Origin of the sequence: Rothia sp. BD8, from assembly GCF_044878465.1 — a bacterium.
Classification (GTDB): domain Bacteria; phylum Actinomycetota; class Actinomycetes; order Actinomycetales; family Micrococcaceae; genus Rothia; species Rothia kristinae.
Window position 1 is genome coordinate 79,844 of the sequence record NZ_JANJES010000004.1, and the last position, 23,755, is coordinate 103,598.

Below are 23,755 nucleotides of genomic sequence, written 5' to 3' on the forward strand. Positions count from 1 at the left end.
GCGGATCCTGGCCGAGGCCGCGAGCGCGGAGCAGGCCGTGACCCCCCGGGGCATCGCCCGCACCGTGCCGCGCGACGTCGTGGACCGAGACCTGATGCGCATGTTCCTGCAGCTGTGGTCCGAGGCCGTCCTGGACCCCCGGATCGCGCAGCTGGCCCGGGGCAACCTGCGGCGGGTCCGGGACCTGATGGCCGGGGCCCTGCTGCCCTGGGCCCGCCGTCAGGGCGACGCCGGGCCCGCGGAGGAGCTGGCCCGGCGCCGCGCGGACGGGCTGCTGGCTCTCATGCACGGCTACTTCGTGCGGATCTCGGTGGATCCGGGACTGGACACCCCGGAGTTCCTGGAGGGGATCGTCGAGCTGCTGCCCGAGGACTGAGCGGGGCTCAGGCCACCGGCACCGCCTCCTCCGGACGCGCCGCGGCCTCCCGACGCACCGCCGCGGCCGCGGCCACCAGGTGGCGCAGCGCGGCCTCGGTCTCCGGGTATCCCCGGGTCTTCAGCCCGCAGTCCGGGTTGGCCCACAGCCGATCCGCCGGCACCACCCGCGCCGCGGCCTGGAGCAGGTCCCGGATCTCCTCCTCGGCGGGCACCCGCGGGGAGTGGATGTCCCACACCCCCGGCCCGATGCCGCGGTCGAAACCGGACTCGGCCAGCGGGGCCAGCAGCTCCATCCGGGAGCGGGCCGCCTCCACGCTGGTGACGTCGGCGTCCAGCGCGTCGATCGCCGCGAGCACCTCCCCGAACTCCGAGTAGCACAGGTGCGTGTGGATCTGGGTCTCGGCGCGCACCCCGGAGGTGGCCAGGCGGAAGGCCTGCACCGCCCACTCCAGGTACGCGGCGTGGTCCTCCCGACGCAGCGGCAGCAGCTCGCGCAGGGCCGGCTCGTCCACCTGCACGATGCCGATGCCGGCGTCCTCCAGATCCCTCACCTCATCGCGCAGGGCCAGGGCCACCTGGTCCGCGGTGACGGCCAGCGGTTGGTCCTCCCGGACGAAGGACCACGCGAGGATCGTGACCGGGCCGGTGAGCATCCCCTTGACCGGGCGCTCGGTCAGCGACTGCGCCCAGGTGATCCACGGGACGGTGAAGGCCTCCCCGCGCACCCCCTCCCCCTTCCGGGAGACGTCGCCCCACAGGATCGAGGGGCGGGTGCAGCGAGAGCCGTAGGACTGCACCCAGCCGTGCTCGGTCGCGGAGAAGCCCTCGAAGTGCTCGGCGAAGTACTGGACCATGTCGTTGCGCTCGGCCTCACCGTGCACCAGCACATCCAGCCCCAGCTCCTCCTGCAGCCGGATCACCCGGGCGATCTCCTCCCGCAGCCGATCCCGGTAGCCCTCCTCGGACAGCCGCCCGGCCCGGTGCTCGGCGCGGGCCCGCCGGATCTCGGGGGTCTGCGGGAAGGAGCCGATGGTCGTGGTCGGCACCGGGCCCAGCCCCGCGGCCGCGCCGCGTTCGCGCTGGATGTCGCGACGCACCTGACCCGGCTCCCGCCGGCGGTCCTGCGGGCCCACGGCCGCGGCGCGCGAGCGCACGGCCGCATCGAGCCCGGGGTCCCCAGCGTCGGGCGTGCTGCGGCCCGGCTCGGTCGGGCTCGCCTCGGCCGCCGCGAGCTCCTCGGCGATCGCCTCCCGTCCCTCGGCCAGGCCGCGGGCGAGGATCAGCACCTCCTGGACCTTCTGGTCCGCGAAGGCCAGGCGGTTCCGGGCGTGGCCGGGCAGGGCGGTCTCGGCCTCGAGGTCGTGGGGCACGTGCAGCAGGGAGGTGGAGGTGCCCACCCGCACCCGGGCGCCGGCCTCGGTCAGCTCCTCGAGCAGGTCCAGGGCACCCGGCAGGTCCGTGCGCCACACGTTGCGCCCGTCCACGACGCCGGCCACCAGCGCCGGGGCCTGCGGGGCGAGGAAGGGCTCGAGCTGCTCGGCGGTGAGCCGGCGCAGTCCGCGCCGCCCGGAGGCCAGGTCCGCGTGCACGGCCTCCACCCCGGTGCGGGCCAGCACCGGCAGCAGCTCACGGGCGTCCCCGTAGGCGGTGGTGACCAGCAGGGCGGGGTCCTCCGCCGCCCGGGCCTCGGAGAGCACGCGGTAGGCCCGCTCCACCAGCTCCGGCAGATCCTCCCGGTCCTGGTCGGCCGCCAGGGCGGGCTCCTCCAGCTGCACCCAGCGCACCCCGGTGCGCCCCAGGGCCGCGATCAGCTCGGAGTACACCGGCAGCAGATCCTCCAGCCGGTCCAGGGGGTCGTAGCCGGCCGGGGCGGAGTCCTCGGGCTTGGCCAGCAGCAGGAAGGTCACGGGTCCGACGACGGCCGGGCGCAGGGCCGCGGCGTCGGCCGGGGAGTAGGTGCCGGCGTAGACCTGGCCCTTGAGCTCCTCGGGGTTCGCCGCGAAGGGGGTCTCCGGCCCGATCTCGGGGACCAGGTAGTGGTAGTTGGTGTCGAACCACTTGGTCATCTCCAGGGGCCCGCGGGCGGCGTCGCCGCGGGCCAGGACGAAGGAGGCCTCCCGGTCCAGGCGCCCGTGCTCGTCGGCGAGGTCGTGGAAGCGGGCGGGCACGGCCCCGGTGGCGACGATCGCGTCGAGCACCTGGTCGTAGAGGGCGAAGGACGCGGGGATCGCGGAGCAGCCGGTCAGTCCCAGCTCGCGCAGCCGGGCGACGGTGCGCACCCGCAGGGCGGTGACCTCGCTGGCCAGGTCCGCGGCGTCGGCGTTCCCGGACCAGCGCCGCTCCAGGGCGCGCTTGAGCTCCCGGCGGGGCCCGATGCGCGGGTATCCCAGGACGGTCGCGGCGGGGAAGGGGCAGGCGGCGGCCCCGTGGGTGGACAGGGCGGTGCGCTCTTCAGTGTGCTCGGCGGTGCGGTCGGTGGTGCTCACGGTGGTCTCCTCGGCATCGGATCGGGTGTCTCGGGTGTGGGGGTGATCGGGGTGGCGGGAACGGTCCGGCGGTCCCGGATGGCGCTGCTTCTCGGTCGCAGGCGCCGGGAGGATCTCCTCGTCCAGGGGCTGGGAGCCGGAGGGCAGGTGCCCCCGGGCGGTCTCCACCGGACTGCGTCGGCCCAGGGGCGGGCGGGGTGTCGGGGAGGGGCGAGGCAGGTCCAGGACCTCCAGCAGCTCCAGGGCCGCGGGATGCTCGTTGAAGGTGTACAGGTGCAGTCCCGGCGCCCCGGCGTCCAGGGCGGCCAGGGCCTGCTCCCGGGCCCGGGCCACCCCCACCCGACGCCGCTGCGTCTCGCTCTCGGCGGTCTCCAGCCGGTGGGCGAAGCGCTCGTCCACCGCCAGCCCGGCCAGGGCGCAGACCCTCTCGTAGCGGCGCAGGCTGGTCACCGGGAGGATCCCAGCCACCAGCGGCAGCCCCACCCCGGCCTGCTCGGCCCGGGCCCGCAGGCGGACGTAGTCCTGCGGGTCCTGGCAGACCTGGGTGATCGCGAAGTCCGCCCCGGCCCGCTCCTTGGCCAGCAGCACCTCGATGTCGTGCAGGGCGCTCGGGGATTCGGGGTGGCGCACGGGATAGGCCGCGACCCCCACCGCCAGGCGCCCAGCGCCCAGGTGGGCGCGGTGCTCCCGCTCCACCTCCCGGACCAGCTCCACGAGGTGGCGGGCGAAGGGCAGCTCCTCCGGCCCGGGGACGTATCCGGGCGGGCGGTCCCCGCGCAGCGCGAGGATCCCGCGCACCCCGAGGTCCAGGATCCGGGCCGTCAGCTCCCGCAGCTGCCCGCGGGTGCTGCCCGTGGCGATCACGTGGGCCAGCGGCCGGTACAGGGTGTGGTGCACCAGGTGCTCCAGCAGGTCCAGGCAGCCGGCGCGTCGATCGGCCTGCACCCCGGTGGTCACGGAGACCCAGTCGGGGGCGGTCGGGGCGAGGGCGTCGAGGGTGCGCAGCAGGGCGTCCTGGGCGGCGGGTCCGCGCGGTGGGAACAGCTCGTAGGACAGCGAGGGCGGCGGGGTCGGGGGTGCGGCGGGCACGTCGGGCCTCCTTCTGCAGGATCGGCCGACGGATCGCGGCAGCCGCGGCGGCTGTCGCACGGTATCCATCGGTCCTGGCGGGAGCACCGTTCCCGAACCGTCGCACGAGGGCGGTGGGGGTGGTTGCTGCGGCGTCGTCGAGCCAGGTCTCTCGGCCGCTCTGGATAGGTACCCCTCCAGTGAACCGGCGCAGCCGCGGCCAGCCAAGAACGGACGCGGATGTGACCGTGCGACGCGCCGATGACGCCCGGCGTCCCCGGATGACGCCCCCGCCGTCATGCTCACGGCGAAACCCCTGGAACCGTCCCCCACCCGGGGCGTTGACTAGGGGTTATGACCGAATTCGCAGTGACCAACGCATCCACCGGCGAGGTCGAGCAGACCTTCGACTCCCTGCCCGCCCAGCAGATCCCCGAGATCATCGAGCGGGCGCACCTCGCCGTCGGCCCCTGGCGGGACACCCCGATCGCCCAGCGCGCCCAGGCCCTGGCGAAGGTCGGAGACCTCATCGAGCAGCGCGCCGAGGAGCTGGCCGGGATCATCGGCCGGGAGATGGGCAAGCTCAAGAGCGAGGGCCTGCAGGAGGTCCAGCTGGTCGCCTCCATCTTCCGCTGGTACGCCGAGCACGGCCCCGACGTCCTGGAGCCCACCGAGCTGCAGCCGCAGGGCGCGCAGAAGACCATCGTGGAGCACGAGCCGCTGGGCGTGCTGCTGGGGATCATGCCGTGGAACTTCCCCTACTACCAGCTGGCCCGCTTCGCCGCCCCGAATCTGCTGATCGGCAACACGATCCTGATGAAGCAGGCGGCCATCTGCCCGCTGTCCGCGGGCACCTTCGCCGAGATCCTGCACGAGGCCGGGATCCCGGAGGACGCCTACATCAACCTCTACCTGGACACCGAGGACGTCCCCGCCGTGCTGGAGGACTTCCGGGTGCGCGGGGTCTCCTTGACCGGCTCCGAGCGGGCCGGGGCCTCCGTCGCGCAAAACGCGGGGAAGAACCTCAAGAAGTCCGTGCTGGAGCTGGGCGGCAACGACCCGTTCGTCGTCCTGGACACCTCGGACCTGGACGCGCTGGTGCGCACCGCCGTCGGGCTGCGCACCTCCGTGCAGGGGCAGGTGTGCACCTCCCCCAAGCGGATCATCGTGGTCGATGAGCTCTACGAGGAGTTCGTCGCCAAGGCCCAGGAGGCCGTGGAGGCGATCCGCGTGGGCGCCTGGGACGATCCCGACGCCGACATGGGGCCTCTGTCCTCCGAAACCGCCCGGGACGAGGTGGTCCAGCGCATCCACGACGCCGTGCGGAACGGGGCGACCCTGCGCACCGGCGGCGAGAAGCTGGAGCGTCCCGGCTGGTTCATGTCCCCCGCCCTGCTCACCGACGTGGACCCGGATTCCGACCTGGGCTGCAACGAGCTGTTCGGCCCCGCCGTGATCGTCTACCGCGCCGAGGACGAGGAGGACGCGCTGCGCCTGGCCAACCACACCGACTACGGGCTGCAGGCCTCGGTGTGGACCGAGGACCTGGAGCGCGGCGAGCGCTTCGCCCGGCGGATGCAGGCCGGGATGGTGCACGTCAACGAGCACCTGGTGACCCAGGCGGGCCTGCCCTTCGGCGGCATCGGCCGCTCCGGCTACGGCCGGGAGCTGGCCGAGTGGGGCCTGAAGGAGTTCACCAACGAGAAGCTGGTGCGGGTCAGCGCCCAGTCCTTCTGAGGCCGCACCCCGCACCCTGGCCCGGTGACCCCGGGCCCTCAACATAAGGAGCAGAGCGTGACCGATGAGCAGCGCACCCCCGTGGCCTCCCAGCTGGAGTTCGCGAACCCGGTGACCGCCTACCCGCAGCTGAACCCGGATCCCCAGCACCAGCCCAATCCCGGGCTGGATGCCCGCCTGGAGCCGAAGCCGGATCGCGGCGAGCGCACCTACCGGGGCCTGGGGCGCCTGCCCGGGCGTCGGGCCCTGATCACCGGGGGCGATTCCGGGATCGGCGCGGCCGTGGCGATCGCCTTCGCCCGCGAGGGCGCCGACGTCGCGATCGCCTACCTGCCGGATGAGGAGGAGGACGCCCAGGCGGTCGCCGAGCTGATCCGGGCGGAGGGCCGCACCGCGGCGCTGCTGCCGGGGGATCTGCTGGAGGCCTCGTACCGGGACGGGCTGGTGGAGGCCGCCGTTCAGGAGCTGGGCGGGCTGGACATCCTGGTCAACAACGCGGGCATGCAGTTCTGGTCCGAGAGCATCCAGGAGCTCACCGATGACCAGGTGGATCGCAGCTTCGCCCTCAACGTGCAGGCGATGTTCACCCTGTCCCGGGCGGCGCTGCGGGTGATGCCGGCCGGTTCGACCATCATCAACACCACCTCGGTGCAGGCCTACAAGCCCTCGGATGTGCTCCCGGACTACGCCGCGACGAAGGCCGCGATCAAGGCCTTCACCAAGTCCCTGGCCCAGCAGGCGGCCCCGCAGGGGATCCGCGTGAACGCGGTGGCTCCGGGGCCCTTCTGGACGCCGCTGCAGGTCACCGACGGGCAGCCCGATGCGAAGCTGGACGGCTTCGGCCAGCAGTCCTGGCTGGGGCGGGCCGGTCACCCCGTGGAGATCGCCCCGGCGTACGTGTACCTGGCTTCTGCGGAGTCCAGCTACGTGGTCGGCTCAGTGCTGGACGTCAACGGCGGCGCTCCGACCCCGTGACCTCCTCTCGACGGCGCGTCCCCGGCGGGGGCGCGCCGTCGCGGTTTTTCTGGTGAACTGGTGGTATGCACCACCACCGGTCCCAGACCGCCCCGACCGAATGAGGATGAGATGACCCAGCCCCCTTCTTCCCCCGAGGACCCGAGCCGCGACCGTCCCCAACCGCGCTACGGCCAGTACGCCCCGCAGGACGGCGCCGACGCCGCGGGCGGGCCCGCCGCGGGGGCACCCGCCCCGGGCCACGCCGGGTACCAGCAGGCCCCCGGCTACGGCCAGGGCGCGCCGACGCATGGTCAGGGTGCACCGGTCTATGGGCAGGGTGCCCAGCCGGGCGGGGCCCCCGGCGGCGTCCCCCGCTACGGCGATGCGACCGGTTCCGGAGGGTATGTGCCCCAGCCCGGTGATGTCCGGCAGGCGGGCCCCGCCCCGCAGCGGCTGCGCACCGGGGTGCTCATCGGCTGGATCGGCTGCGGACTGGCCCTGCTGGGCAGCCTGGTCAGCATGATCGACGAGAACCTCATCTTCGGCGGCGCCCTCGAGGTGGCCGGCGCCGTCATCGGCGCGGTCCTGGGCCTGGGGGTCTACGTGATGGGGGCGGCCTTCCTGTGGCTGTGCCTGCGCGGGGCCAACTGGGCGCGGGTGAGTTCGCTGGTCTTCGCGATCATCGCCGGGCTGCAGGCCCTGGCCTCGCTCTTCGCGCTCATCGCCCTGCCCGTCATCGGAACGGTCCTGGCCGCCGAGAACCCGGAGATCGACACCCTGATGCAGGAGGCCACCGGCCCGGCCTTCTGGATCAGCTCGGTGATGACGCTGATCGCCGAGGTCGCCTACCTGGTGGGGGTGCTCATGCTGTGGACCAAGCCGGTCTCCCGGTGGTTCCAGACCGTGCAGGTCCTGCGCCGCGGCTACTGACTCACCGCGGGACTTTCCCGCGGTGATCTGGTGGAATGGGTGATGCACACCAACTTCACTCGAGACGCACGACGCACACCCCCGAGACCCCTTCGAAGGAGCACATCGATCATGTCGCAGCAGCCCGAGCAGAACCCCGCCGACGGCGGCACCCCGCAGTACGGCCAGGGCCAGCCCTAGCAGGGCTACCCGCAGTACCAGACCGGCCAGGGCGCCCCGCAGTACGGAGCCCCCGCCTACGCCGGTCAGCCTCAGGCCGCCGGCTCCGTGGACCAGCTGCTCCAGCAGAAGCCCCAGCAGGTGCGCACCGGCCTCCTGATCCTGTGGATCTCGCTGGCGCTCACCGTGGTCCTCGGCATCATCGCCGCCCTGACCCTGGACTTCGAAGCCACCTACACCCAGCAGGCCCAGGTCAACGGCCAGACCGTCGATGCCACCACCGTCTCCACGATGGCAAGCGCGGCCCGGATCACGGCGCTCGTGGCCTACATCCTCATGGGTGCGGTGGGAGCCCTGTTCGTGTGGTTCGCCGGCAAGGGACGCAACTGGGCGCGCATCGTCCTGCTCGTCTTCGCGGCCCTCTCCGCCCTGGGCGTCCTCGCGAGCCTGGCGACGGGCGGCCTCCTCGGCAGCATCGGGACGATCGTCTTCATCATCGGGGTGATCCTCCTGTTCCTGAAGCCCTCCTCCGCCTGGTACCGCGCGGTCACCGCCGCCCGCCAGGCCCCGACGGCCTACTGAGCGGCCCTCCCCGCACCGCGCAGGCTCGTTGACAGCCCCCGCGGTACGGGACCAGACTGGAAGGGCGGCACTGGGCCGCTGGTAGCCCCGGGCTCCATCATCAAGCCGCTTCGAGCGGCCTTCCGCCGAGAGGCGCTCCCGGTCCAGTGCCCACCTCCTCATCCGACGGCCCGCCCCGAATCCCCGGGGCGGGCCGTCGTCGTTAACCTTGCCCGGTTATGGTGTAGCGGCACCCCGACCACCCCTCGACCGGAAAGCCGGAAGCACCGCGTGGCACTACGACTGTTCCCCCAGGAGAACCGGGCCCTGACCCTGCTCTCCCAGATGGCCGATCTCGTCATCGACGCCGCCTCCGCGGTCTCGCGCACCATGGGCTCCCCCGTGGAGGACCGGCCCGAGCTGCTCGAGCAGGCCTTCGACATCGAAGGCCGGTGCACGGACCTGTTCTTCGCGGTGATGACCGACGTGCGCTCCTCCTTCGTCACCGCCCTGCCCCGCGGGGACCTGTACCTGCTGGCCCACCACCTGAACACCGCCGGGGAGGATCTCGCGGCCGCGACCCACACGATCGTCATCAACGGCCTGGACCAGTTCTCCTCCCGCGCCTCGGACCTGCTGGACCTCATCCAGCGCCAGGCCTCCCTCACCGCGGAGGCCATGCACCACCTGTCCGACCTGGAGGGTCTGGACGAGTACTGGGTGGAGGTGCTGCGCATGGCCAAGCAGTCCACGCGCACCGGGGACCTGTACCGGGCGGACCTCATCGAATCCCTCAAGCCGCGCCGCTACGAGCAGACCGCGCAGTTCGCGGACAAGCTGGACTCCGCGGCCCGCCACCTGCGCGCGGTGGCCACCGAGGTCGGCCGGATCCTCGTGCAGGAGTCCTGAGCGGTGGCCCTCCTGCTCGTCCTGGGCCTGCTGCTGCTCGCGGGGTTCGCGGTGATCGGCAGCTTCCACGACGCCCCCAACGCCATCGCCGTCGCCGTGCGCACCCGCGCCCTGACCGCGACGACCGCGCTGGCCCTGGCCGCCGTGTGCACCGCCATCGGCTTCGGTGTGGGGCTGGCGACCCTGCCGGAGACCGCCCACGACTGGCTGCGGGTCCCCTCCAGCACCGACGGGCTGGGGATGCTCACGGCGGTCCTGGCCACCGCGATCCTGTGGGAGCTGGCCACCTGGTGGCGGGCCATGCCCTCCTCCTCGACCCACGCCCTGATCGGGGCCCTGCTGGGGGCGGGGTGGGCCGCCCGCGCCGTGGACCTGGACGTCCCGGCCGACGCCGCCAGCCAGCTGCTGGCCTCCGTGTGGCTGCCGCTGGTGGCCGGGCCGCTGCTGGCCTACGCGGTGTCCTGGCTGGCGGCGGTGCTGCTGGTGGGGCTGCTGCGCCACGCCAGCCCCCGCACCGTCAACGACCGCTCCCGGTACCTGCTGTGCCTCAGCGCCGCCGTCGTCTCCCTGAGCCACGGCATGTACTTCGGGCACCGGCTGCTGCTGCTGGGCGGGCTGCTGCTGGGCTGCGCCGGGATCACCCCGCCCAGCGCCGTGGCGCTGGCTGCCGGGGCGGTGCTGTGCGCGCTCATGGTGCTGGGCACCCTCGGCGGCGGCTGGCGGATCGCCCGCACCCTGGCCACCCGCATGGTGCAGGTGGACCCGTTCCGCGGGGCGGTCGCGATGACGACGACGAGCCTGCTCAGCCTGGGCACCGGCGCGGTGCTGCGCGAGCCGTACTCCTCCTCGCACCTGTCCGCCGCGGCCGTGCTGGGGGCCGGGTCCACCCAGCGGTTCACCGCGGTGCGCTCCCAGGTCGCGGGCAGGATCGTGCTGACCTGGCTGCTCACGGTTCCGGTCTGCGCGGTGCTGGCGGCCGTGCTGCTGCTGGCGCTGTCCCCGCTGCTGTGAGGCGCGCCCCCGCGCGGGGATCCCGACTCAGCCGAAGCGCCCGGAGACGTAGTCCTCCGTGGCCTGCTCCTTGGGGTTGTTGAAGATCTCCTGGGTGGGGGCGTACTCGATGAGCCGGCCGGGCTTGCCGGTGCCGGCGATGTTGAAGAACGCGGTGCGATCCGAGACGCGCGCGGCCTGCTGCATGTTGTGCGTGACGATCACGACCGTGTACTCCTCCTTCAGCTCGTGGATCAGATCCTCCACGGCCAGGGTGGAGATCGGGTCCAGGGCCGAGCAGGGCTCGTCCATGAGGATCACGTCCGGCTTCACGGCGATGGTCCGGGCGATGCACAGCCGCTGCTGCTGACCGCCGGAGAGCCCGGCCCCGGGCTTGTCCAGCCGGTCCCGGACCTCCTCCCAGAGGTTCGCCGAACGCAGGGAGGACTCCACCAGCTCATCGGCCTGGGCCTTGGGCAGGCGCCGGGAGTTCAGCTTGACCCCGGCCAGCACGTTGTCCCGGATGGACATCGTGGGGAAGGGGTTGGGCCGCTGGAAGACCATGCCGACCTGGGAGCGCACCCGCACCGGGTCCACCCCCTTGCCGTAGAGGTCCTCCCCGTCCAGGCGCACCGAACCCTCCACCCGGGCCCCCGCGATGACCTCGTGCATCCGGTTCAGGGTGCGCAGGAACGTGGACTTGCCGCAGCCGGAGGGCCCGATGAACGCGGTCACGGACCGGGCGCGGATCTGCATGCTCACGTCCTGCACGGCCAGGAAGTCGCCGTAGTAGACGTTCAGGTGCTCGACGTCGATGCTCTTGGACACGGGGCAGGCTCTCCTTGGGGTGGCGGGTGCGGGGGCGTCAGCGGCCGGTCTTCGGGGCGAAGATCCGGGCGATCAGCCGGGCGGCGAGGTTCAGCAGCATGACGACGACGATGAGGATCAGCGCCGCGGACCAGGCCCGGCCCTCCGAGATCTGGGGGCTGGTGGGCGAGGTCGGGGTCATGATCTGGTAGTAGATGTACGTGGGCAGGGTGGTCATCCAGCCGGAGAACGCGTTCCAGTTGATGGTGGTGACGAACCCGGCGGTGACCAGGATGGGAGCGGTCTCCCCGATGACGCGGGCGATCGCCAGGGTCACGCCCGAGGAGATCCCGGAGATCGCCGTCGGGATGACCACCTTGACGATGGTGCGCCACTTGCGCACCCCCAGGGCGTAGGAGGCCTCCCGCAGCTCGTTGGGCACGATCCGCAGCATCTCCTCCGCGCTGCGCACGACCGTCGGGATCATCAGCACGGACAGGGCGACGGAGGCGATGAAGCCGAAGCGCACGGAGGGGTCATCCAGGATCTGCACGAAGAACGCGGCCGCGAACAGACCGGCGACGATCGAGGGGATGCCGGTCATCACGTCCACGAGGAACGTGATGGTCTTGGCGATCGCACGGGAGATGCGGGTGGCCCCGCCGTACTCGGTCAGGTAGATCGCGGTCAGCAGACCGATCGGCACGGACATCACGGTGGCCCAGAAGGTGATCACCAGGGTGCCGACGATCGCGTGGTAGGCCCCGCCGTACACGGGGCCCTCGCCGGCGGCCGCGGCGTTGTCCGTGACGCCGGTGACCCCGCCCATCGAGGTGGTCAGCAGGTGCGCGTTCAGCCCGGGCAGGCCCCGGGCGAGCACGACCCACAGCACCGAGACCAGCGGGACGAGGGCCAGCAGGAAGGCCCCCCAGACGAGGTAGCGAGCGAAGGCGTCGGCCCCGCGGCGTCGTCCCTCGATCCCGGCGACGGCCAGCGGGCCCGCGATCACCAGGATCAGGGCGGAGAAGATCGCCCAGGAGGCGATGCCGAAGCCGATCAGCGCGGAGGCCGCGGCCCCGAGGATGACGGCGAGGACCCCGATCAGCCACGGCAGCCAGGCCGGGGCGGTGCGGGTCCTCAGCCGGTGACCCAGCTGGGTGCGCTGCGACGATGCGGTGGAGGGCTGGTTCATGCGTCGGCTCCCGAGAAGTGCCGGTAGCGGGCCACGACCAGGCGGGCCAGCATGTTGACGACGAGGGTGATGAGGAACAGGACCAGGCCGGCGGCGATCAGCTCGTTCATCCGCATCCCGTAGGCCTCCGGGAAGTTCAGGGCGATCTCACTGGCCACGGTCTGGTTCCCGGACTGGATCAGCGAGGGGTTGAAGGCCCCGCCGGACAGGACCAGGGCCACGGCCATGGTCTCCCCGAGAGCCCGACCCAGCCCGAGCATCACGGAGGAGACGATCCCCGCCCGGGCGAAGGGCAGCACCGTCATCCGGATCATCTCCCACCGGGTGGCACCCAGACCCAGGGCCGCCTCCTGCTGCAGCACCGGCGTCTGGGCGAAGATCTCCCGACACATCGAGGTGATGATCGGCAGGATCATGATCCCCAGGACGATGCTCGCGGTGAGGATGGTCTTGCCGGTGGCCGAGGCCGGGCCGGCGAAGATCGGCAGGAAGCCCAGCTCATCGGCCAGCCAGTCGTAGAACGGCACGATCTTGGGAGCCAGGACGGAGGCACCCCAGGCGCCGAACACGACGGACGGGATCGCGGCCAGCAGGTCGATGACGTAGCCGACCGGGGCGGCCAGGCGCCGCGGGGCGTAGTGGGAGACGAACAGGGCGACGCCGATGCCCACGGGGGTGGCGATCAGCAGGGCGATCAGCGCGCTGATCAGGGTGCCCGCCACCAGCGGGCGGATGTAGCCGATGAAGCCGTCTCCGCCCGTGAAGTCCCCGGCCGGCGTGCCCACCAGATCCTTCGCGCGCAGCACGAGGAACAGGGCGACGCCGGCCAGGACGACCAGGATCACCAGGCCCGCCGCGAGGGCGAGCCCGGCGAAGATCCGGTCCTGGGCCGGAGAGGAGGACTTGGCGCTCACTTGGTCTTCACGGTGTCGATGGCGGCCTTCGCCTCATCCCGCAGCTTCTGGGGCAGCGGGGTGGAGTGGGCGGCGTCCGCGGCGGCCTTCTGCCCGTCCTCGGAGGTCACGTAGGTCTCGAAGGCCTTGACCTGGTCCACGGTCTCCTGCTTGTCGTAGGCCGAGCAGATGATGTGGTAGGAGACCAGCACGATCGGGTAGGCCCCGTCGGTGCCCTCGTGGTCGATCTCCAGGGCGATGTCGTGCTCCGAGCGGCCATCCAGGCGCTTGGCGTTCTCCACGGCGCGGGCGACGTTCTCCTCCTCGTGGGAGACGTAGCCGTCCCCGGCCTTGATCTTGGCGGCGCCCAGGTCCCCCACGGCGGAGGAGTCGGCGTAGGTGATCGCGCCTTCGGTGGTCTTGGTGGTGGACACGACCCCGGAGGTGCCCTTGTTGGCCTCACCGGACAGCCCGGAGGGCCAGTTGCCGGAGGCCTTCTCGGTCCAGGCGCCCTGCGAGGCGTCAGCGAGGTAGTCGGTGAAGTTCTTGGTGGTCCCGGAGTCATCCGAGCGGTGCACGGTGGTGATCTTGGTGTCCGGCAGGTCGGTGCCCTCGTTCTGATCCGCGATCGCCGGGTCGTTCCACTGGGTGATCTTGCCGGAGAAGATCTCCGCGATCGTCTTGGCGTCCAGGTTCAGGGAGTCGATGCCCTTGAGGTTGAAGGCCACGGAGATCGGGGAGACGTAGACGGGGATGTCCATGGCGCCGCCGTCGCCGCACTGGGACTTGGCCTTCTCGACCTCATCGTCGGTCAGGGGGACGTCGGAGCCGGCGAAGCTGGCCCCGCCGGCCAGGAAGGCCTCGCGCCCGGCGCCGGAGCCGTCCGGGGAGTACTGGACGGTGGCCCCGGAGTGGGCGGACTGGTAGCCGGACTGCCAGGCGGTCATGGCCGCCTGCTGGGAGGAGGCGCCGACCCCGGAGAGGGTCCCGGACACGGAGGAGTCCGAGCCCGCCGAGCCGGAGTCCCTGGAGCCGGTGGCGTCGTCCGAGCCGCAGGCAGTCAGGGCGAGGGAGCCGACGGCGGCCAGGGCGGCCCAGCGGCCGATGCGCGAGATCTTCATGTGGGTTCTTCTCCCTATGGGTCTGGTGTGCGCCCCGTTGCGCGGGGACCGATGGTGGTGCGGGGCCCGGTCCGGGCCCGCGGTCTCGAGCGTACGCAGGGCAGGTGACCCGAGGCCCGATCCCGGGTGAACGCCGGGTGAACACTCGGGCGCCCCGTCCGCACCCGACCGAACCCCGCCCGGGACGCTTTCCGTACCATGGGGGCATGAGCGGAAGCGGGATCGCCGGGCGTGCAGGCGCCGTGCTGGACCACGCCCGTCGTCGGACCCGCACGGGACTGGGCCGGGTGCGCGCGGGCTTCGGGCAGTCGCTGCAGATCACGATCGCAGCGGTCGGAGCCTACGCCTTCGCCGAGCATGTGCTGGGCCACCACGGTCCGCTGTTCTCCGCCACGGCCGCGATCGTCTCCCTCGGCTACGGAAACGGCTCGGTGCATCTGCGCCGCATCCTGGAGGTCTCCCTCGGGTGCACCCTGGGCATCGCGGTCGGCGATGTGCTGATGCACGTGCTGGGTCAGGGCCTGGTGCAGGCCTCCGTCGTCCTGCTGGTCTCGATCCTGCTGGCCCGCTTCCTGGACAACGGCACGATCTTCACCACCCAGATGGGCCTGCAGTCCGTGCTGGTGGTGATCCTCCCGCCGTCGGTGGACGGGCCCTTCGCCCGCAGCCTGGACGCCATCGTGGGGGCCTGCTTCGCGCTGGCGATCATGGCGATCTCCCCGCGGGATCCCAGCCGGGAGGCCCGGCGGGGCTTCCGCACGCTGAGCGGGGAGTTCTCCGCGGTGCTGCGCGAGATCGCGGCGGCCCTGGGCGGGTACGACGCCGAGCGCGCCCAGCGCGCCCTGCGCCGCAGCCGGCGCACCCAGCCCAGCATCACGGCCCTGGAGTCCGCGCTGAAGATGGGCCGGGAGCAGGCGCGGTTCACCCTGCTGCGGCGCGGCCGCCTGGAGGAGATCGAGGCCTACGAGCGCTGCCTGGACGCCCTGGATCACGCGGTGCGCAACACCCGGGTGCTGGCCCGGCGCCTGACCGCCGTGATCCGCACGGTGCGGCTGCGGCCCCAGGCGGTGGCGGCCCTGGAGGAGATCCTCACGGAGCTGGCCGAGGCCGTAGACCTGATCGGGGCGTCCTTCGCCGGCGGCTCGACGACGGCCCGGGAGGCCTTCTCCGCTCGCGCCCGGGCGGACCTGACCCGGGTGGCCCAGCGCCTGGATCCGGCGGCCCTGGGGGTGCGCACCTACCAGGGCGAGTCCCTGGTGATGCTGATCCGACCGCTGAGCGTGGACCTGCTGGCGGCCACGGGCCTGCCCTACGCGAAGGCCAGCACCATCCCGGTGCAGATCCGCCAGGAGCTCACCGAGGCGCTGCCGGTGGTGGACCCGGAGGAGGAGGACGACCGGCCCGGGTCCCGCACCCGGCGGGACTCGGACTGAGGCGCTCCGGATTCGTGCTGAGATGCGGGGATCGTGCTGAGATGCCGCACGGCGGGACGCATCTCAACACGAACGGCGCAACTCAACACGAAACCCGCATCTCAGGGCGGGGAGGCGCCTGCTCGATCTGTCAGTCGGGGCCTCTACCCTGGGCACATGAGCCCCGCACGCAAGAGCCCCCGCGCCGCCAACGCCTATCGCTGCCGCGAATGCGGCTGGACCACGGCCAAATGGGTGGGCCGCTGCGGGGAATGCCAGCAGTGGGGCACCATCGAGGAGGTCGGCGCCGTCGCCTCCGGGCCGCGCACCAGCGCCGCGGCCAGCGTGCAGACCCCCGCCCAGCCCATCACCCAGGTGGACGCGACCCTCGCCCGCGCCGCCTCCACCGGCATCGCCGAGTTCGACCGCGTGCTCGGCGGCGGGCTGGTGCCCGGGGCCGTGGTGCTGATGGCCGGGGAGCCCGGTGTCGGCAAGTCCACGCTGCTGCTGGACGTCGCGGCGACCTTCGCCCGCGGGGCCGGGAGCACCCGGGACGTGCTGTACGTGACCGGGGAGGAATCCGCCGCCCAGGTGAAGCTGCGCGCGGACCGGATCGGCGCGGATGCGGACACCCTGTACCTGGCCGCGGAGACGGACCTCGGCGCCGCACTGGCCCACATCGAACGGATCAACCCGACGCTGCTGATCCTGGACTCCGTGCAGACCCTGGCCAGCGCGGAGGTGGACGGCTCCGCCGGCGGGGTCACCCAGGTCCGGGAGGTGGCCGCGGCCGTCATCGCCGAGGCCAAGCGGCGGAACATGACCACCCTGCTGGTGGGGCATGTGACCAAGGAGGGCGCGATCGCCGGGCCCCGGCTGCTGGAGCACCTGGTGGATGTGGTCTGCCAGTTCGAGGGGGATAAGAACTCCCGGATCCGGATGCTGCGCGCGGTCAAGAACCGCTTCGGCCCCACCGACGAGGTCGGCTGCTTCGACCTGCTGGAGGACGGCATCACCGGGGTCTCGGACCCGTCCGGTCTGTTCGTCTCCCGCACCCCCGTGCCCGTGGCCGGGACCTGCCTGAGCGTGACCCTGGAGGGCCGCCGCCCGCTCCTGGCGGAGGTCCAGGCGCTGCTGGATGAGTCCTCCACCTCCCAGCCGCGCCGGGCCACCGCCGGACTGGACGCCCAGCGCACCGCGATGCTGCTGGCCGTGCTGCAGCGGCGGGCCGGCTTCGGCGTCGGGAAGATGGACTGCTACCTCTCCACGGTCGGCGGGGTGCGCCTGAGCGAGCCGGCAGCGGATCTGGCGACCGTCATGGCCCTGGCCTCCGCCGCGGAGGACAAGCCGCTGCCGCGACGCCTGGTGGTCTTCGGGGAGGTGGGCCTGGCCGGTGAGGTCCGCGCGGTGCCCGGCATCCGCCAGCGCATCGCCGAGGCCGCGCGGCTGGGCTTCACCCACGCCCTCGTGCCCGCCTCCCCCGCCGGGGCCGGACAGGTCCCGGCGGGCTTCACCGTCAAAGAGGTCGCCTCCGTGGTGGAGGCCGTGGCCACGCTCTTCCCGGGGCGCACCAAGGGCTGAAAGCCCGCGGGCTTCCCTCCCCCGCCCGCAGGGCCCGTTCTCGAGGCCCGCCGACAGCCGGTCCGCGCGGCCCCGCGATCCATCGGGGACCGCCCACCTAAGATGGACGGGTGGCTACCGCACGCACCTGTCTGCTGACCAAGACCCTCGCCCTGCTCGCCCCCGGCACCCAGCTGCGGGAGGGTCTCGAGCGCATCCTGCAGGGCGGCACCGGGGCACTGGTGGTGCTCGGCTCGGACCGGATGGTCGAAGCCATCGGCACCGGGGGCTTCGACATCGGCATCGAGTTCACCGGCACCCGCCTGCGGGAGCTGGCCAAGATGGACGGGGCGATCGTGTGCGACCGGGACGTGACCCGCATCCTGCGGGCCGGGGTGCATCTCATGCCGGATCCGGCCATCCGCACCGAGGAGTCCGGGACCCGGCATCGCACCGCCGAGCGGGTGGCCAAGCAGACGGGGTTCCCGGTGGTCTCCGTGTCCGCGTCCATGGGCATCATCACCATCTACGCGGACGGGGTGCGCTACCCCCTGGAAGACACTCAGGCCATCATGTTCCGCGCCAACCAGGCCCTGCAGACCCTGGAGCGCTACTCCCACCGGCTGGATCAGGAGTTCGCGAACCTCGCCTCCCTGGAGATCGAGTCCGATGTGACCGTGCGCAGCGTCGCCGCGGCCCTGCAGCGGCTGGAGCTGGTCCGGCGCATCACCGCGGAGGTGGACCAGGCCGTCGTCGAGCTGGGCACCGAGGGGCGGATGGTGCAGATGCAGCTGGAGGAGCTGGTCCTGGGCCAGCCCGATGCGGATGCCCTCCTGCTGGACTACCTCCCGGTTCCGCCCGACGCGGCCGCACTGGCCCAGGCCCGGGAGGCGGTGGCCGGGTTGGACCCGGCGGAGCTGGCGGATCTGGCGGTGGTGGCCCGCACCGTGGGACTGCCCGGGGCCGGGGACCTGGACGTGCCGGTGGCTCCGCGCGGGCACCGGCTGCTGGCCGGGATCAAGTCGCTGCCGCGGGCCGTGGCCGACCGGCTGGTGGAGCGCTTCGACGGTCTGCAGGCGCTGATGGCCGCGAATCTGGAGGATCTGCGCGCCGTGGACGGGGTCGGCGAGCAACGCGCCCGCAGCATCCGCGAATCCCTGGCCCGCACCGCCGAATCCAGCCTGCTGGAGCGGTTCATGTGAGACCCCGCGGCGGGCGCCCTGCACCGGAAGAGACGCGGCCCTGCCGCCCACGCGAACGCACCGCGCCCGGCCCCGGATGTCCCTGAGCGGGTCCGGCGCCGGGCGTGAAGCGCGGTCGATGAGACGCGGCTACTGGATCACGATGAGCGTGGGCTGGGAGCTCACGCCGTTGACGGTCGCGGTGACCCAGTAGTACCCCGTCTTCGCCTGCTGGGCGGCCTGCCCGCAGCCGTAGGCGTTCATCCCGCGATCCCAGGTGAGGCTCGTGGTCTGCTTCGCCCCGGCCTGCAGGGTGGCTTCATCGTGGGTGGGCTGGGCCTGGCAGGTCTGGCTGCTGTAGACGTTGGCCGGGCCGGAGGTGATCTGGTACGTGGTGTTCGCGGAGCCGAGATCCACGGTGCAGGGGTTCTGCGAGCCGTTGGCGACGGTCGTGGTGATGACCGGCTGCTGCCCCGCGGCGTAGACCTGCTTGTCCACCGTGGTGCTCACGGTGAAGGCGTCGGAGCAGGCCTGCACGGGCTGCTGCGTCGTGGGCTCCGGGGTGGGTGCGGCGGCCTGGTCCGTGGGGGTGGCGCTGGCCTCGGTGCCTTCGGCGTCGGCCGAGGCCGTGGACTCGCCGGTGGGGGTCACCTCCGCGGAGGCCGAGGCCGAGGGCTGGGCGGAGGCGGAGCCCGAGGCGGACCCGGAGGCGCCGCCGGTGGGACGGGCGCTGAAGCTGTCGAAGTTGTCTCCGGCGGCGGCGCTGGAGGCTGCGGCGGTGTCATCCCCGGAGTCGGTGAGCCGCTGGAAGGCGAAGACCAGCGCCCACACCACCAGGATGATCGCGAGGATCGCGATGATCGCGGCGATGATGCGCCGCCTGCGATAGACCTCGGGCGCCTCGCGCTCGTACTCTTCCCCGTCACCGTCGAATTCTTCGTAGTCAGCCATGGCCCTCAGATTACCCAATTCTCCCCGCCGCCGCGTCCTGGCTCACTCCCATCCCGGACCCGCCGGAAGCCGCCTTTCCGCGGCATCCCGGGCCCTCCGCCTGCCCTACAGTGGTGGGGATATGCCTGCTCCCACCGCCCTGCCGGATCCCGCGACCCTGTCCCAGCTGCACGAGCGCATCGGCGCGTGGTTCCGCGCCCACGCCCGGGACCTGCCCTGGCGGGCCCCCGAGCGCACCCCCTGGGAGGTCATGGTCAGCGAATTCATGCTGCAGCAGACCCCGGTGAACCGGGTTTTGCCGGTCTGGCGGGAGTGGCTGCGGCGCTGGCCCACCCCCGCCGCGCTGGCCGCGGAGTCCCCCGGGGAGGCGGTGCGGGCGTGGGGCCGACTGGGTTACCCGCGCCGGGCTCTGCGCCTGCACGCTGCGGCCGCGGCCATCGTCGCCGAGCACGACGGCGAGGTTCCGGCGGACCGGGAGACCCTGCTGGGTTTGCCCGGGATCGGGGCCTACACCGCCGCGGCGATCAGCGTCTTCGCCTTCGGGCACAGGGAGACCGTGGTGGATACGAACATCCGGCGCGTGCAGGCCCGGCTGATCTCCGGGCGGGCCCTGCCGGGCAGGGGCATGACCGCCGCCGAGATGCGCCTGGCCGAGGCCCTGCTGCCGCGAGATCGGGAGGATTCCGTGCGGTGGAACATCGCGGTGATGGAGCTGGGCGCCCTGGTGTGCACGGCCCGCGCCCCGCGCTGCGAGGAGTGCCCGGTGCTCGCCGACTGCGCCTGGGTGGCCGCGGGGCGCCCGGAGCCGGAGGTCGCCCCGAAGGGCCAGGCCTGGCACGGCACGGACCGGCAGGCCCGCGGGGCCCTGATGGCGGTGCTGCGCGCGGCGAGCGCCCCGGTGCCCCGGGCCCTGCTGCTGGACCCGCGGCTGCCGGAGCAGGCCCACGGCTCGGCGGCGGAGGCTGACGACGTCGTGCGCGCCGTGCGCGCCCTGCGTCGCCTCGAAGCCCCGCCCGAGCAGCTGCGGCGGTGCCTGGAGGGGCTGCTCACCGACGGGCTGGCCGCGGAGCCCACCCCGGAGACGGTGGCCCTGCCCTGACCCGGCCGCCCGCGAGCGGGGCTCAGCAGATGGGCGGGGCTCAGAGGGCGCGGATCATGCGGGTGTTGCCCAGGGTGTTGGGTTTGACCCGGGCGAGGTCCAGGTACTCGGCGATGCCCTCGTCCTTGGAGCGCAGCAGCTCGGCGAAGACCTGCGGGTCGATGCCCTCCTGCTCGTCCATGACCTCGAAGCCCATCCGCCGGAAGAACTCGACCTCGAAGGTCAGGCAGAACACCCGGCTCACCCCGAGGTCGCGGGCCCGCTCCAGCTGCGCCTGCACCAGCCGCCGCCCGATGCCGTGGCCGGTGAGCACCGGGTCCACCGCGACGGTGCGGATCTCGGCGAGGTCCTCCCAGATCACGTGCAGCGCCGCGCAGCCGGCCACCCCGACGCCGGGGGCCTCGATGACCAGGAACTCCTGGATCGCCTCGTAGTAGTCCACCGTCTCCTTGGTGATCAGCACGCCCTGTTCGGCGTAGGGCGCGACGAGGCGCCCGATCGCCCGGGCGTCCGCGGTGCGGGCCGGGCGCAGGTGGAGGTCGGTCATGGGTGTCGAGTCTACGCGTCCCCGAACATGGCGAACGCCCCGGACCCGCGCGCCGTGCGCGGGTCCGGGGCGTTCGCGGCATCCCGGATGCGGGCCTCTTCCGGATCAGGCCTGGGCGGCTCCGGAGGCCGGGCCGGCCTCCCCGCCGCCGCGGTCCGTCTTGGGCGGCAGGGCCGAACCGGACAGCTGCTCCGGGTCCACGTGGGAGTCGGTGATCTCCGCTCCCTCGTCCCCGTAGGAGATGCCGTCCTCGGACAGCTCGGCCATCTTCTGCGAGGAGAACGTGAACTGCGCGTCCTGTCCCTCGCCCTCGACGTCCACGGTGATCTTCTCCCCCGCGGAGATCTCCCCGAACAGGATCTTCTCCGAGAGCTGGTCCTCGATCATCCGCTGCATGGTCCGACGCAGCGGGCGGGCGCCCATCGCCGGATCGTAGCCGCGCTCGGCCAGCAGCTTCTTCGCGGCGTCGGTCAGCTCGATGGACATGTCCTGATCGCGCAGGCGCTCGGCCAGGCGGGCCACGAACAGGTCCACGATCTGGATGATCTCCTTCTCCGTCAGCTGCGGGAAGACGATGATGTCATCCACGCGGTTGAGGAACTCCGGGCGGAAGTGCTCCTTGAGCTCCTCCTGCACCTTCGCCTGCATCCGCTCGTAGTTGGTCGTGGCGTCATCCGCGGACTGGAAGCCCACGGGCACGCGGCGGGAGATGTCCCGGGTGCCCAGGTTGGTGGTCATGATGATCACCGTGTTCTTGAAGTCCACCACACGGCCCTGGGAGTCGGTCAGGCGACCGTCCTCCAGGATCTGCAGCAGCGAGTTGAACAGGTCCGCGTGGGCCTTCTCCACCTCGTCGAACAGGACCACGGAGAACGGCTTGCGGCGCACCTTCTCGGTCAGCTGGCCGCCCTCCTCGTAGCCGACGTATCCGGGGGGCGCCCCGAACAGGCGGGAGACGGTGTGCTTCTCCTGGTACTCGGACATGTCCAGGGTGATCAGGGCGTCGTCGTCGCCGAAGAGGAACTCCGCCAGGGCCTTGGCCAGCTCGGTCTTGCCGACGCCGGTGGGCCCGGCGAAGATGAACGAACCGCCCGGGCGGCGCGGGTCCTTCAGCCCGGCGCGGGTGCGCCGGATCGCCCGGGACAGGGACTTGATGGCGTCGTCCTGGCCGATGACGCGCTTGTGCAGCTCGTCCTCCATCTTCAGCAGGCGGCCGGACTCCTCCTCCGAGAGCTTGTACACCGGCACCCCGGTGGCCGCGGCCAGCACCTCGGAGATGACCTCCGGGTTGACCTCGCCCATCGCGGAGTCGGATTCCTTCCAGCTCTTCTCCGCCTCCTCCTTCTGCGCGATGAGCTTCTGCTCCTTGTCCCGCAGGTTGGCGGCCTTCTCGAAGTCCTGACCCTCGATCGCGGCCTCCTTCTGGGAGCGCAGATCCGCGATGCGGTCCTCGAGGTCCTTGATCTCCGGCGGGGCGGTCAGGCGCTTGATGCGCAGCCGCGCCCCGGCCTCGTCGATCATGTCGATGGCCTTGTCCGGCAGGAAGCGGTCCGAGATGTACCGGGCGGACATGGACACCGCGGCCTCCAGGGCCTCGTCGGTGATGGTCACCCGGTGGTGGGCCTCGTACTTGTCGCGGATGCCCTTGAGGATCTCCACCGCGTGGGCCTGGGAGGGCTCATCCACCTGGATCGGCTGGAAGCGGCGCTCCAGGGCGGCGTCCTTCTCGATGTGCTTGCGGTACTCATCCAGGGTGGTCGCCCCGATGGTCTGCAGCTCGCCGCGAGCCAGCATGGGCTTGAGGATGCTGGCCGCATCGATCGCGCCCTCGGCGGCGCCCGCCCCGACGAGGGTGTGGATCTCATCGATGAACAGGATGATGTCCCCGCGGGTGCGGATCTCCTTGAGCACCTTCTTCAGCCGCTCCTCGAAGTCGCCGCGGTACCGGGAGCCGGCCACCAGGGAGCCGAGGTCCAGGGTGTAGAGGTGCTTGTCCTTCAGGGTCTCCGGGACATCCCCGCGCACGATGGCCTGGGCCAGGCCCTCCACGACGGCGGTCTTGCCGACGCCGGGCTCGCCGATGAGCACGGGGTTGTTCTTGGTGCGCCGGGACAGCACCTGCATGACCCGCTCCATCTCCTTGAAGCGCCCGATCACCGGGTCCAGCTTGCCCTCGCGGGCCGCGGCGGTGAGGTTGGTGCCGAACTGGTCCAGCACGGTGGAGCCGGCCGGGCTGCCGTCCTTGCCGCCGCCGGCGCCGACCCCGGCGGTCTCCTTGCCGGCATCCCCGGTGCCGCCCTGGTAGCCGGAGATCATGTCGATGACCGTCTGGCGCACCCGCGAGGGGTCCGCGCCGAGCTTGGTCAGCACCTGGGAGGCCACGCCCTCCCCGGCCCGGATCAGGCCCAGGAGGATGTGCTCGGTGCCGATGTAGTTGTGTCCCAGCTGCAGGGCCTCGCGCAGGGACAGCTCCAGGACCTTCTTGGCCCGGGGGGTGAAGGGGATGTGCCCGCTGGGAGCCTGCTGCCCGGGACCGATGATGTCCTGGACCTGCTCGCGCACGGCGGACAGCGTCACGCCCATGGATTCCAGGGCCTTGGCGGCGATGCCCTCGCCCTCGTGGATGAGACCGAGCAGCAGGTGCTCGGTGCCGATGTAGTTGTGGTTGAGCATGCGGGCCTCTTCCTGGGCCAGCACGACGACGCGCCGAGCGCGATCCGTGAACCTCTCGAACATATGGGTGTCTCCTTGTACGCGGCTTTGCCCTCGATGCTACGCACGCCCAAAGCCCGCGTGCGGACTGTTCGCCACCGGCGA

Annotated in this window: 19 protein-coding genes and 1 riboswitch; of the genes, 11 read left to right on the forward strand and 8 right to left on the reverse strand. The window is 72.2% G+C overall.

Going from position 1 to position 23,755, the window contains the following annotated elements:
- The first annotated feature begins 37 nt into the window (after positions 1 to 37).
- Positions 38 to 376 (forward strand): TetR family transcriptional regulator C-terminal domain-containing protein, encoded by a 339-nt coding sequence (locus tag NQ707_RS04575; RefSeq protein ID WP_404434964.1) that lies wholly within the window; start codon positions 38 to 40, stop codon positions 374 to 376.
- 7 nt (positions 377 to 383) lie between these two features.
- On the opposite strand, the gene metE is transcribed toward NQ707_RS04575, so the two are convergent.
- On the reverse strand, positions 384 to 3,953 hold the full coding sequence (metE, locus tag NQ707_RS04580) for a 5-methyltetrahydropteroyltriglutamate--homocysteine S-methyltransferase (RefSeq protein WP_404434965.1): 3,570 nt from the start codon (positions 3,951 to 3,953) through the stop codon (positions 384 to 386).
- Positions 3,954 to 4,015: 62 nt separating this feature from the next.
- Positions 4,016 to 4,124: riboswitch (SAM riboswitch) on the reverse strand.
- 162 nt (positions 4,125 to 4,286) lie between these two features.
- Here metE and NQ707_RS04585 point away from each other — a divergent pair.
- The 6 genes from NQ707_RS04585 to NQ707_RS04610 all read left to right on the forward strand — a co-directional run bounded on the left by NQ707_RS04585 (position 4,287) and on the right by NQ707_RS04610 (position 10,196).
- Positions 4,287 to 5,669, forward strand: a complete 1,383-nt coding sequence (locus NQ707_RS04585; protein WP_404434966.1) for an NAD-dependent succinate-semialdehyde dehydrogenase — start codon at positions 4,287 to 4,289, stop codon at positions 5,667 to 5,669.
- A gap of 81 nt (positions 5,670 to 5,750) precedes the next feature.
- Positions 5,751 to 6,644: an SDR family oxidoreductase gene (locus NQ707_RS04590; RefSeq protein WP_058731665.1), complete on the forward strand. Its 894-nt coding sequence runs from the start codon at positions 5,751 to 5,753 to the stop codon at positions 6,642 to 6,644.
- Between the two features lie 111 nt (positions 6,645 to 6,755).
- Entirely contained in the window at positions 6,756 to 7,556 is an 801-nt protein-coding gene (locus NQ707_RS04595) for a hypothetical protein (protein WP_058731662.1), read from the forward strand.
- A gap of 267 nt (positions 7,557 to 7,823) precedes the next feature.
- Positions 7,824 to 8,297 (forward strand): hypothetical protein, encoded by a 474-nt coding sequence (locus NQ707_RS04600; RefSeq protein WP_058731661.1) that lies wholly within the window; start codon positions 7,824 to 7,826, stop codon positions 8,295 to 8,297.
- Positions 8,298 to 8,567: 270 nt separating this feature from the next.
- A complete protein-coding gene (locus NQ707_RS04605; RefSeq protein ID WP_058731660.1) occupies positions 8,568 to 9,185 on the forward strand; it encodes a DUF47 domain-containing protein in 618 nt (205 codons plus the stop codon).
- Positions 9,186 to 9,188: 3 nt separating this feature from the next.
- Complete coding sequence (locus tag NQ707_RS04610) at positions 9,189 to 10,196, forward strand: anion permease (RefSeq protein WP_404434967.1); 1,008 nt, start codon at positions 9,189 to 9,191, stop codon at positions 10,194 to 10,196.
- Between the two features lie 27 nt (positions 10,197 to 10,223).
- Here NQ707_RS04610 and pstB read toward each other — a convergent pair whose 3' ends face one another.
- The 4 genes from pstB to pstS are packed head-to-tail and all read right to left on the reverse strand — an operon-like array spanning position 10,224 to position 14,188.
- Complete coding sequence (gene pstB / locus NQ707_RS04615; protein ID WP_058731658.1) at positions 10,224 to 11,003, reverse strand: phosphate ABC transporter ATP-binding protein PstB; 780 nt, start codon at positions 11,001 to 11,003, stop codon at positions 10,224 to 10,226.
- Positions 11,004 to 11,040: 37 nt separating this feature from the next.
- Complete coding sequence (pstA, locus tag NQ707_RS04620; protein ID WP_404434968.1) at positions 11,041 to 12,174, reverse strand: phosphate ABC transporter permease PstA; 1,134 nt, start codon at positions 12,172 to 12,174, stop codon at positions 11,041 to 11,043.
- Positions 12,171 to 13,088, reverse strand: a complete 918-nt coding sequence (gene pstC, locus NQ707_RS04625; RefSeq protein ID WP_058731657.1) for a phosphate ABC transporter permease subunit PstC — start codon at positions 13,086 to 13,088, stop codon at positions 12,171 to 12,173. The genes pstA and pstC overlap by 4 nt, the downstream gene beginning before the upstream one ends.
- Complete coding sequence (gene pstS, locus NQ707_RS04630) at positions 13,085 to 14,188, reverse strand: phosphate ABC transporter substrate-binding protein PstS (protein ID WP_064724957.1); 1,104 nt, start codon at positions 14,186 to 14,188, stop codon at positions 13,085 to 13,087. The genes pstC and pstS overlap by 4 nt, the downstream gene beginning before the upstream one ends.
- 206 nt (positions 14,189 to 14,394) lie before the next feature.
- On the opposite strand from pstS, the gene NQ707_RS04635 reads away from it, so the two are divergent.
- From NQ707_RS04635 to disA, 3 genes are all read left to right on the forward strand, one after another.
- Positions 14,395 to 15,621, forward strand: a complete 1,227-nt coding sequence (locus NQ707_RS04635; RefSeq protein WP_279752077.1) for an aromatic acid exporter family protein — start codon at positions 14,395 to 14,397, stop codon at positions 15,619 to 15,621.
- Positions 15,622 to 15,777: 156 nt separating this feature from the next.
- Positions 15,778 to 17,181: a DNA repair protein RadA gene (radA, locus tag NQ707_RS04640; RefSeq protein WP_279752078.1), complete on the forward strand. Its 1,404-nt coding sequence runs from the start codon at positions 15,778 to 15,780 to the stop codon at positions 17,179 to 17,181.
- A 110-nt stretch (positions 17,182 to 17,291) separates the two neighbouring features.
- Positions 17,292 to 18,362 (forward strand): DNA integrity scanning diadenylate cyclase DisA, encoded by a 1,071-nt coding sequence (gene disA / locus NQ707_RS04645; RefSeq protein WP_058731097.1) that lies wholly within the window; start codon positions 17,292 to 17,294, stop codon positions 18,360 to 18,362.
- Positions 18,363 to 18,491: 129 nt separating this feature from the next.
- Here the strand turns inward: disA and NQ707_RS04650 are convergent, their stop codons facing one another.
- The gene (locus tag NQ707_RS04650) at positions 18,492 to 19,292 is read right to left on the reverse strand and encodes a hypothetical protein (protein ID WP_058731098.1); all 801 of its coding nucleotides are present in this window, start codon (positions 19,290 to 19,292) and stop codon (positions 18,492 to 18,494) included.
- A gap of 121 nt (positions 19,293 to 19,413) precedes the next feature.
- On the opposite strand from NQ707_RS04650, the gene NQ707_RS04655 reads away from it, so the two are divergent.
- Positions 19,414 to 20,391 carry an A/G-specific adenine glycosylase gene (locus NQ707_RS04655; protein ID WP_058731099.1) on the forward strand — a complete coding sequence of 326 codons (978 nt, stop codon included), beginning with the start codon at positions 19,414 to 19,416 and terminating at the stop codon, positions 20,389 to 20,391.
- 40 nt (positions 20,392 to 20,431) lie between these two features.
- Here the strand turns inward: NQ707_RS04655 and NQ707_RS04660 are convergent, their stop codons facing one another.
- Complete coding sequence (locus tag NQ707_RS04660; RefSeq protein WP_058731100.1) at positions 20,432 to 20,938, reverse strand: amino-acid N-acetyltransferase; 507 nt, start codon at positions 20,936 to 20,938, stop codon at positions 20,432 to 20,434.
- A 105-nt stretch (positions 20,939 to 21,043) separates the two neighbouring features.
- Positions 21,044 to 23,674: an ATP-dependent Clp protease ATP-binding subunit gene (locus NQ707_RS04665; protein WP_404434969.1), complete on the reverse strand. Its 2,631-nt coding sequence runs from the start codon at positions 23,672 to 23,674 to the stop codon at positions 21,044 to 21,046.
- Between the last annotated feature and the right edge of the window lie 81 nt (positions 23,675 to 23,755).

Bases quoted from the DNA above. Each gene is read 5' to 3' on its own strand.
- NQ707_RS04665 (WP_404434969.1), bottom strand. From the start codon at position 23,674: ATGTTCGAGAGGTTCACGGATCGCGCTCGGCGCGTCGTCGTGCTGGCC.
- radA (WP_279752078.1), top strand. From the start codon at position 15,778: ATGAGCCCCGCACGCAAGAGCCCCCGCGCCGCCAACGCCTATCGCTGC.
- NQ707_RS04655 (WP_058731099.1), top strand. From the start codon at position 19,414: ATGCCTGCTCCCACCGCCCTGCCGGATCCCGCGACCCTGTCCCAGCTG.
- pstS (WP_064724957.1), bottom strand. From the start codon at position 14,188: ATGAAGATCTCGCGCATCGGCCGCTGGGCCGCCCTGGCCGCCGTCGGC.
- NQ707_RS04660 (WP_058731100.1), bottom strand. From the start codon at position 20,938: ATGACCGACCTCCACCTGCGCCCGGCCCGCACCGCGGACGCCCGGGCG.
- NQ707_RS04585 (WP_404434966.1), top strand. From the start codon at position 4,287: ATGACCGAATTCGCAGTGACCAACGCATCCACCGGCGAGGTCGAGCAG.
- NQ707_RS04595 (WP_058731662.1), top strand. From the start codon at position 6,756: ATGACCCAGCCCCCTTCTTCCCCCGAGGACCCGAGCCGCGACCGTCCC.
- NQ707_RS04635 (WP_279752077.1), top strand. From the start codon at position 14,395: ATGAGCGGAAGCGGGATCGCCGGGCGTGCAGGCGCCGTGCTGGACCAC.
- pstA (WP_404434968.1), bottom strand. From the start codon at position 12,174: ATGAACCAGCCCTCCACCGCATCGTCGCAGCGCACCCAGCTGGGTCAC.
- NQ707_RS04650 (WP_058731098.1), bottom strand. From the start codon at position 19,292: ATGGCTGACTACGAAGAATTCGACGGTGACGGGGAAGAGTACGAGCGC.